We start from the raw sequence: 9,685 nt of genomic DNA, 5'->3' as shown, positions 1-9,685 counted from the left end.
ATTCTATATTTAGAACCTGTAATAAAAATGGTGGAACAAAGAAAGCTTTAGAAAATAAAAAACTAAATAAAGAAGTTCTAAAAGATAAGCTTAAGTCGATCTTTTTAAAATTTAGCCAGATAGATGATGCTGATTTTAAAAGCACAATACTTATAGGTGATGAAACAAAAGAGCTAAATGAGATAACAACGGCATTTGATGCAAATGAAAATCTGAGCTTGTCTGAGCTAGAGCGAGCAATAAACTATAATCTAACTAGCGTCAAAGAAGCAATCTATAAATTTCAAAATAACAACTCATAATGGGTGCGAGAGGGTCTCGCACCAAATACTTCCTAATAATTAAACACTTCAGGATCAATAACCATCGCTCTATAAGCAACATCATCTCTTGACGCAGAGTCTACATCCATCTCAAATTTGACCTCATTTGTCTTTGGATCGATCTCTACTAAAACCATTTTGATAGTCTTGTCTGGCTTAAGCAAATTTACATTGGAGCTTGAGATAAAGTAGGTATTTTTATCCTTTTGCCACTCGACGTTGCTGGTGACTGCGCTATAAAAGTCAAAGCCACGCTCTTTACCAAACTGCCAAGTCTGCTCTACTGTGCCCTTTTTCTCATCTATCTTGTACTCGACCGCACGAGAGTATTTATCCTCTTTAAATGCCGGCTGCTCCATACCTCTGCCGTCACCATTGTCAAAGACGCTTAGGTGTTTTATGCTACCTTTGTTGCCATATCTTGGTGTTAGCCATGCAGTGTGCTGAGTCCAAGACCAGTCAAATTCACCTTCGCATTTTGAGTTTTCGCATTTTATCTTATTGCCTTTGCTATCTACTGGAGTTAGCACTTTGGCTTTAAACTCTTCACTCCAGCCCTCAGGCGAAGCTAGTATCCATTTCACCTTTTTATCGCGGTCAATTTTGACGATACCTTGGTGGCGAAGTGAAAGTATGATGCTATCGTCGCTCTCATCGTATGCGATAGAGTTTACGTGAGCCCAGTTTCTGCCTGTACCAGTAGAGGTAATGTCGCCAAACGGTAGATCGTCGCTTATCTTGATCTCTTTTGCATCCATGTCGATATTTAGGCAAACAGCTCTTGCATCAAGCGCTTTTATGAGGTTGCTGCGGTAGACGTTGTTGCCAAAAATTTTATTTAGATCCCACTCTTCGACCACCTTACCGGTGCTATCGACCTCGATGATGTGGTCTCTTATAGTGTGAGAAATTCTACCGTCTTTGTGGTGGTAGTTGTATTTGCCAACTCTAAGAAGTGCGTGATCATCCTTTAATGGCATAACTTCATGGCTTAGATCGATGTAGCCTCTTGGAAGCGGGCGATTATAAATTTCTTTTCCCATAAGGTCATATCTTAGATATCTTTGAGCCATGCCAAAGCTGATATCGCCGTTTTTTAGCTGATGAAAGCCCATCATCATGCCTCCATCCATCACTCTTCTCTCGCTGCGGTCGTAAAATTTTTGATAGTCAAGATACCATCTAACCTCACCTTTGGTGTCTACGATGTAGTTTTCGGTAAAGTCGTTCCAGCTAGCAGCTCCACCATTTTTCCAATCAAGCGGTTTATAGACGCTTGTAATTGTATTATTTATGAGATAGAGCCTGTTTTTAAAGGCAGGATCAACCTTTTTGACGCGAGTCTTTTGCATGTGAGAAAATCTAAAATCACGGCTATATGTGACGATAGGCTGGGCGTAAATTTTATACGTTTCTACCTTTTTAGCTCCGTTAAACGTGTAGCTTACGACTACTTCATTTAGATAGTCAGGGTAAAGTCCCCAAATAGGCACACCATCATGCGTAAGCAAAGCATGCTCTGAGACGTTGTAGTCGATGTCGATACCGCCATCTGGCTTGCCTTTTACTTTGACATGGATATCTTTGATGTCTTTGCCAGCTCTATCAATGATAGCAGTTAGAGGTGATACGTCATATGGATTTATAAAAACCGATCCAAGCTCACCTTGAACCTTTACGTGATGAGCCAGGACTCCAGCCTCTAGTGGCGTGATGCCTATACTAAGACCACTAACCAAAACAGCCGCAAGGGCAACAGAACCTAAGAAATTCTTGCTCATTTTCGCTCCTTTAATAAAATTTAATGATATCTTACTACCCAAATTTCACACAGAACTAACGCTTATATGAAAAGTGGCTTAAATAAATTTATAAAAGAGTCGTTTTAAAGGGTAAAAATAAAAAGAAGAATTTAGGAGCAAACGCCCCTAAATTTTAGTTATTTGCATCAAATTTCTTAAGAGAAAAAAGAACAAATTTATAGCTAGCAAATAGTGTCACTGGCCAAAGTATCAAAAAAATTCCTGCTTCTAACATCTTTTATCCTTAGTATGCGTGATGATCGTTTTTGATCTCGTCTTGCGTGATCTTCTTGCTATCTATCGCTCGCCAAACGACGATGATATAAGCAAGCACTACTGGCACTAGCAAGCTAACATAGGCCATAACGCCAAGTGTGTAGTGGCTAGAGCTTGCATTCTTGATAGTTAGCGAGCTAGAAAGGTCGCTAAATGACGGATAAAACGCAGTGCCATTTAGGCCTGTTATCAAAAATAGTGCAGTCACAGCTAGTGTTACGCCAAGGCCGTAAGCAAAAATTCCACGAATGCTTTTTGTAAATACTCCTTGGAAAATTCCAACAAGTACCAAAAGAACGCCAACAAGTAGTAGCACGCCAACGATAGGCATCTCGATCAAATTTATAGCGTATTTGTAAGGCATAAGGCTAACTACGCCGTTTGCGTCGTATGCAAAGCCGTCTTTTGTAAGTATCCAAGCAAGAAAGCCTAGGAAAAATGGCAAGAATAGCACGGTATTAACAAGCAGTTGCTTTCTGGCGTTTTGTATAAATTCGCCGTCCGCAATGTTATTTATAAGATATAAGCAGCCGCCTATGCGAGATAGGAAAAACATTGCTATGCCAAGTAAGTACAAGTAAGGATTTGCCAATGCTTCAAGGCCGCGAAATGGAGTCTTCCACTCGACAAAATTGTGTTCATTTAGTACAAACGCACTACCGCTAAAAAATGTACTAACCGCCATGCCAATAAGGATAACGCCAAGTGAGCCATTTATGAAAAGGAAAATTTCATAAGTTCTAGCGCCTAAGAAGTTATCAGGCTTTTTGCGGTACTCGTAGCTTACAGCTTGGATGATAAAGCAAAATAAAATAGCCAGCCAAACCCAGTAAGCACCACCAAAGCTAGTAGCATAAAATAGCGGAAATGCCGCAAAGCATGCGCCGCCAAACATAACAAGCGTTGTAAATGTAAGCTCCCATTTTCTACCGATAGAATTTATAAGCATATCTTTTTTAAGCTCGTCCTTGCCAAGGCTAAAGATGAGCGACTGCCCACCTTGAACAAACATCATAAAGACTAAAAGTCCGCCAAGAAGGCTAACTATAAACCACCAATAAATTTGTAAATTTTCTAAGCTTAAACTATGCATGGTCGTTAAATCCTATCTTTATTTGCTTAAGCATGATTTTGATCTCGGCAATTAGCAAGACCGTAAATAAAACAGCAAATAATATAAATGAAATTTTGATATTTGAGTCTGCTAAATTAGTAGCTCCAACGCCAACGGTCATGAGATCTTGTATCACCCATGGCTGACGACCGACCTCTGCTACTATCCAGCCAGCTTCAGCTGCGATGTAGCCAAGCGGTATAGTAAAGAGGCAGATCCACAAAAACGCTCTTATGTTTTCAAATTTATATTTTCTTGAGAGATTTAGATAAAGAGTGATAGCAAAAAGAGCTATGAAGTAAGTGCCAAGTGCGACCATGATGTGGAAGCTATAAAATGTAAGCGCAACTGGTGGCACAGCCTCTTTTGCGTCTTTAAGATAGCCATATCCTAAGAAATTTAGGTTGCTTTCTAAATTTGAAAGCGAAGTTTTCATTAGGCTCTCGTCATTTGCTTTTTTGGCTTCTTTGTAGTTTTTAAGAGCCTCGATAGCAACTTTGCCCTTTGCCATCTTCTCTTCAACGCTCATTATGCCGCGCTCGCTGTTGCCATAAAGTAGGTCGTTTATACCTGGCGTAAATGAGTCAAGCTCTCTGTTTGCCATGATGCCAAGTGCGTAAGGTACCTTTATCTCAAGCAAAAAGGCATCGCTCTCGTCGCCAAGCTTTTTAGCTAGGTTTAAAATACCAGCGGCAACTAGACCAGCGTTTTTCTCGCCATTATAAAGTCCCTCCATCGCAGCAAGCTTCATAGGCTGCTTTTGAGCTACAAAATATGCACTCTCATCGCCACTAAGTAACAAAAATGCCGAAGTGATAAGTCCAAATGCGCTAGCAACGACGATGCTTTTTTTAGCTAGCAAGATGTGGCGTTTTTTGATTAAAAACCAAGCAGAAATTCCTATCACAAAGATAGCTGAGATGGTGTAGCCGCTAGTTACTGTGTGTAAAAATTTGCTAATGCCAAGAGGATTTAGCGCGACTTCGAAGAAATTCTCCATCTCCATTCTAGCAGTATCTGGGTTAAATTTCATGCCTATTGGATACTGCATCCAGCCATTTGCGATTAAGATCCAAAGCGCGCTTAAATTTGAACCGATCGCAACAAGCCAAGTTGAAAATAGGTGAAATTTCTTACTAACTTTATCCCAGCCAAAAAACATAATGGCAAAAAATGTACTCTCCATAAAAAATGCGAGCAAGCCCTCAATCGCAAGAGGAGCACCGAAGATATCGCCGACAAACCAGCTGTAATTCGCCCAGTTTGTACCAAACTCAAACTCCATGATGATGCCAGTAGCAACGCCGATAGCGAAATTTATACCAAAGAGCTTTAGCCAAAATTTCGTTATCTCAAGCCAGACTTTATCGCCGGTTTTAACATATATCGTCTCCATAATGGCGATGATAAAACTTAGCCCCAAAGTAAGTGGGACAAACAAAAAGTGGTAAATGACAGTCAGCGCAAACTGAGCCCTAGACCAGTCAACAAAATCCATCTCAGACATTTTATTCCTTTATTAAATTACGAATTACAAATTCGCTTTTTTCTTCGTCGGTTTGAAATTTGGTATTAAGAGTCTCGTCAAAGATAAAGACCTTTAAAATTCCAAACATAATGATAAGCTTTATTATTATGAGAAGCCATAATTTCTTGCCTATTTTCATGTTTTTAAAGCCCTCTATATATAAAGAGGCAATGATGTTTAAGTAGTTTTTTATCATAGTTTTTGAAGTCTATAACAAAAAGACTTAAAGAATAATTTTTAAAATTTTATATGATTAATGCCTTACTAAATATTTAAGGGGTATAATCCGCAATTAAAAAATAAATAAATTTAAGGAAATTTAATGGCAAAAGAGACGAAGTACATTTTTATCACAGGTGGAGTTTTAAGCTCACTTGGAAAAGGCATCGCAGCTGCGTCTATCGCGACTCTTTTAAAAAATTCCGGACTAAAAGTAAGTGTTTTAAAAGCTGATCCATATATCAACGTAGATCCTGGCACGATGAGCCCGCTTGAGCACGGAGAAGTCTTTGTCACAGACGATGGCGCTGAAACAGATCTAGACCTTGGTCACTACGAGAGATTTTTAGATGAGAGCCTAAGTCAGGACAATAACTTCACAACAGGCAGAGTTTATAGCTCTGTTATAGAAAAAGAGCGAAGAGGCGACTATCTTGGAAAGACTATACAAGTGATCCCTCACATCGTTGGCGAGATAGTTGATCGCATCAAAAAAGCAGGCGAGGGCAAAGATGTGCTCATTGTTGAGATCGGTGGAACAGTTGGCGACATCGAGGGCTTGCCATTTTTAGAGGCGATAAGAGCTTTAAGAGTAGAAGTTGGTAAAAAAAGAGCGCTAAATATCCACCTAACGCTTGTACCATTTATCAAAGTAGCTGGCGAGCTAAAGACAAAGCCAACCCAGCATAGTGTAGGCGAGCTAAGACGTATAGGCATAACACCAGATATCATCATCTGCAGATCTGAAATGCCACTAAACCGCGAGCTAAAAGATAAGATAGCAGCAAGCTGTGGTGTTGAGAAAAATTGTGTCATAGAGAGCTTAGACAGCGCAAGTATCTATCAAATTCCACTTTCATTTTTAAAGCAAGATATATTAACGCCGATTGCTGAAAATTTAGGCTTTAATGAGCTAAAACCAGATATGGCAAAGTGGGATAGCCTAGTAAAAAGGATAATCGCTCCAACAAATGAAACTACAATAGCATTCGTAGGTAAATATATCGATCTAAAAGAGAGCTACAAGAGCCTAACTGAGGGCATCATCCACGCTGGAGCAAATTTGGATGCTAGGGTAAATTTACGCTGGATAGATAGCGAAAAGATAGAAGAGAACAATGTAAATGAGCTTTTAAAAGACGTGGATGGCATCTTGGTCGCTGGCGGCTTTGGCGAAAGGGGCGTTTTGGGTAAGATGCAAGCCATTAAATTTGCTCGTGAAAATAAGATCCCTTATCTTGGAATTTGCCTTGGTATGCAGCTAGCGCTCATTGAGTTTGCAAGGGATGTTTTGGGCTTAGAGGATGCAAATTCTATGGAATTTGACAAAGAGTGCAAAAATCCTATCATCTATCTAATTGATAGCTTTATCGATGCTCACGGCAAAAAACAGATAAGAACGCACACAAGCCCACTTGGTGGCACGATGAGGCTTGGAGCATATAACTGTGAGATAAAACCAAAGACACTTTTAGCTGAAATTTATGGCAATGCAAAAAGTGTCAAAGAGCGCCACCGCCACCGCTACGAGGCAAATCCAAAATATAAAGAAATTTTTGAGAAAAATGGTCTTTTGGTAAGCGGTGAGAGCGATGGGCTGATAGAGGCTATCGAGCTAAAAGGCCATCCATGGTTTGTGGGTGTGCAGTGCCATCCCGAATTTACTAGCCGTCTAACTAAGCCAAATCCTGTGATATTAGGCTTTATAAAGGCAAGTTTAGAAAACGTCAAATCTTAAATTTAGAGCCATCTGGCTCTAAAAATTCTTTTAAAATTTTGCTGTTTTATTCAATTATTTGCCAAATAAATCCCACTACTTGCCATAAATTTTTAAGGACAAAAATGAAAACTCTAATCATCTTAGCCCACCCTGACATCCAAAACTCGGTCATAAACAAACGCCTGCTACAAGAGGCTCTCAAAGAGCAGCAGCGCTTTAGCGTTCATGATTTGACGCAGGTTTACGCAGGCGGCAACATCGACGCCACGCGCGAGCAAAAGCTCATCAGAGCCCACGACGCCCTCGTTTTGCAGTTTCCGCTTCACAACTTCTCCTGCCCTCCGATTTTAAAATCATGGATCGACGCGGTGATGACGCACGGCTTTGCCTACGGACGCGGCTCGGACGGCATAGCGGGGCGCAAGGTGGCGCTAGCCGTGACCGCGGGCATCAAAAAGAGCGATTACTGCCCGCAAGGACGCTATCATTTTAGCTTGCGCGAGGTTCTTACGCCGTTTGAGCTTGCGTTTAAATACTATTTTCACGCCGATTACCGCGATTTTTTCGCATTTTATGGCGCCGAGGAGACTCCGGGCGTGGACTACGCCTCAAGCGATAGCGAAATAGAGCGCGGCGCTAGAGAATACGCGGAGTTTTTGCAAAATTTGGAGTAAATTTTTACAAAAATGGTTTAAATTCTCTAGCATAAGCCATTTAAAAATTTATAAATTTGATTGTATAAATTTTGCTAATACTTACCATTTTTGGTGTGCCAAATTTGTAAAGACTATCAATTTAACAAAGCTTTTAAGCTTGCCATGAGCCCTAAAATCTTACTTTCATTTAAAATTATAAGAAATTAAATTTCAAAAAGATATAATCCAAGCATTCAAAATAAAGACGAAAGATTGCGATGAAAAAGAAGTATTTTTATAGCCAAATTTTTGGCAATATGGGCGTAAATTTAAGTGAACAAGTGGCATTAAATAAAGTTGGTAAGTTCTTTAAAAATTCTTGCCAAAACCATGCTAAATAAAGAGGACATAAGGAATTTACTAGCGCATAGATTTTGTAACGACATACATAAAAAAATTAGTGAAATTCCAACACCAAGTGCCTTAAAAGATATTTACAAGGGTGCTAATCGCATAAAAGAAGCGATCGAGAAAAACGAGCGTATAGCCATTGTGGGCGATTATGATGTTGATGGTGTTGTTTCGAGCGTAATTTTGGCTGAGTTTTTTGATGATCTTGGCGTGAAAGACTACCTAGTAAAAATTCCAAATAGATTTAAAGATGGATATGGGCTAAATCCTGAGATAATAGACGAACTCTCAGCTGATGTAAGCTTGATTATCACCGTTGATAATGGCATCTCTGCAAACGATGCAGCCATTATCTGTAAAGAAAAAGGCATCAATCTTATTATCACTGATCATCACATGCCTCCAGCTGTTCTCCCAGAAGCTTATGCGATCATCAATCCAAAACAAGAAGACTGCAACTTCCCAAATATCGAAATTTGTGGCGCTGAGGTCGCTTGGTATTTGGTTGGAGCGCTAAAGGATGCTTTTGGACTAAATTACGATATGAGCAAATTTCTAGAGCTTTTAGCTATCGCAATAATCGCTGATATGATGGAGCTAAGAGATATGAATAGAATGCTTGTTCGCCTTGGCATTTGTAAGCTAAATGCGTCTAAGCGTTCCGCATTTCACGCTATAAAAGAGTTTTATGGTAAGGAAAAATTTGAGTGTGATGATATTAGCTTTCTTATAGCTCCGCTTATAAATTCAGCCGGACGCATGGACGATGCGATGAATTCATTTGACTTTTTACGTGCTAAAAGTATCGAGGAAGCTTACAACTACCTTGATACGATCATTGAATTTAACAACTCCAGAAAAGAGGAAGAGCGCCAACTCTTTGAGTGCTCGCTAAAGGACGTAAAAGAGGACGATGAAGTCATCATCACTTGGGGCGAGCAGTGGCACGAGGGCGTGATAGGCATCGTAGCTAGCCGCCTAGCAAAGCACTTTGCAAAGCCAGCTATCGTCTTTAGTATCGATAAAGGCCGTGCAAAAGGTAGTGCTAGAAGCATTGGTAAGCTTGATATTTTATCTCTTATAGCAAGCCACGAAAATTTACTAACAAGCTATGGCGGTCACAAAGGAGCGGCTGGACTTACGCTTGCGCCTGAAAATTTGGTGAAATTTAAAGAAGCGATAAATAAAAGTTGCTCATGCCTAAATATGCAAGATTGCAAAAGCTCGGACGAGCTACTTGGCGACATAATGCCAAGCGAGATAGACTTTGAACTGCTTGAAATTTTAGAATTTTATGAGCCATACGGACAGAAGAATCCTCGCCCAGTTTTTAAGATAGAAAATGCTCTCGTTAAAAATGAAAGACTTATAGGAAGAGATCAAAATCACTTAAAGCTCATCTTGCAAAAGGATAATAAAACACTTGAGGCTCTATTTTTTAACTTTACAAAACACGCTAGAGTGGGCGAGATGATAGATATTATCTTTTGTATATCAAAAAATTCATTCCGCGGACTTGTTACCCCGCAGCTACTCATAAAAGAGATTTTATAAATTTTTATCTCGGTTTTATAATGCTAAATTTTAATAAAACCGAGATTGCTTCGGTTTAATTCACCAAAATCGCTTCTTTATATATTTAATGCAGTCCAACTAA

Annotated in this window: 9 protein-coding genes; 5 read left to right on the top strand and 4 right to left on the bottom strand. The window is 39.7% G+C overall.

The window, feature by feature from the left end; genetic code table 11:
- Positions 1–302, top strand: a 302-nt coding sequence (locus tag FZ949_RS04415; protein ID WP_148790176.1) for a hypothetical protein, incomplete at its 5' end; no start/stop codon positions are given.
- Positions 303–334: 32 nt separating this feature from the next.
- On the opposite strand, the gene FZ949_RS04410 is transcribed toward FZ949_RS04415, so the two are convergent.
- From FZ949_RS04410 to FZ949_RS04395, 4 genes are all read right to left on the bottom strand, one after another.
- Positions 335–2,104: an aryl-sulfate sulfotransferase gene (locus FZ949_RS04410; protein ID WP_148790169.1), complete on the bottom strand. Its 1,770-nt coding sequence runs from the start codon at positions 2,102–2,104 to the stop codon at positions 335–337.
- A gap of 265 nt (positions 2,105–2,369) precedes the next feature.
- The gene (locus tag FZ949_RS04405; RefSeq protein WP_103579933.1) at positions 2,370–3,494 is read right to left on the bottom strand and encodes a cytochrome d ubiquinol oxidase subunit II; all 1,125 of its coding nucleotides are present in this window, start codon (positions 3,492–3,494) and stop codon (positions 2,370–2,372) included.
- Entirely contained in the window at positions 3,487–5,022 is a 1,536-nt protein-coding gene (locus FZ949_RS04400) for a cytochrome ubiquinol oxidase subunit I (RefSeq protein ID WP_103579932.1), read from the bottom strand. The genes FZ949_RS04405 and FZ949_RS04400 overlap by 8 nt, the downstream gene beginning before the upstream one ends.
- A gap of 1 nt (position 5,023) precedes the next feature.
- The gene (locus FZ949_RS04395) at positions 5,024–5,239 is read right to left on the bottom strand and encodes a DUF4492 domain-containing protein (RefSeq protein WP_072595258.1); all 216 of its coding nucleotides are present in this window, start codon (positions 5,237–5,239) and stop codon (positions 5,024–5,026) included.
- Positions 5,240–5,365: 126 nt separating this feature from the next.
- Between FZ949_RS04395 and pyrG the strand changes: the two genes are divergently transcribed.
- The 4 genes from pyrG to recJ all read left to right on the top strand — a co-directional run bounded on the left by pyrG (position 5,366) and on the right by recJ (position 9,582).
- On the top strand, positions 5,366–7,000 hold the full coding sequence (pyrG, locus tag FZ949_RS04390) for a CTP synthase (protein ID WP_084109918.1): 1,635 nt from the start codon (positions 5,366–5,368) through the stop codon (positions 6,998–7,000).
- A gap of 104 nt (positions 7,001–7,104) precedes the next feature.
- On the top strand, positions 7,105–7,656 hold the full coding sequence (locus tag FZ949_RS04385; RefSeq protein WP_103579931.1) for an NAD(P)H-dependent oxidoreductase: 552 nt from the start codon (positions 7,105–7,107) through the stop codon (positions 7,654–7,656).
- A gap of 239 nt (positions 7,657–7,895) precedes the next feature.
- Positions 7,896–8,018, top strand: a complete 123-nt coding sequence (locus FZ949_RS09555; RefSeq protein WP_257638069.1) for a hypothetical protein — start codon at positions 7,896–7,898, stop codon at positions 8,016–8,018.
- Positions 8,008–9,582: a single-stranded-DNA-specific exonuclease RecJ gene (gene recJ / locus FZ949_RS04380; protein WP_148790168.1), complete on the top strand. Its 1,575-nt coding sequence runs from the start codon at positions 8,008–8,010 to the stop codon at positions 9,580–9,582. The genes FZ949_RS09555 and recJ overlap by 11 nt, the downstream gene beginning before the upstream one ends.
- Positions 9,583–9,685: the final 103 nt, after the last annotated feature.

The sequence above is a fragment of the Campylobacter concisus genome, assembly GCF_902460545.1.
Classification (GTDB): domain Bacteria; phylum Campylobacterota; class Campylobacteria; order Campylobacterales; family Campylobacteraceae; genus Campylobacter_A; species Campylobacter_A concisus_AE.
This window is presented reverse-complemented; position numbering and strand designations above follow the sequence as displayed.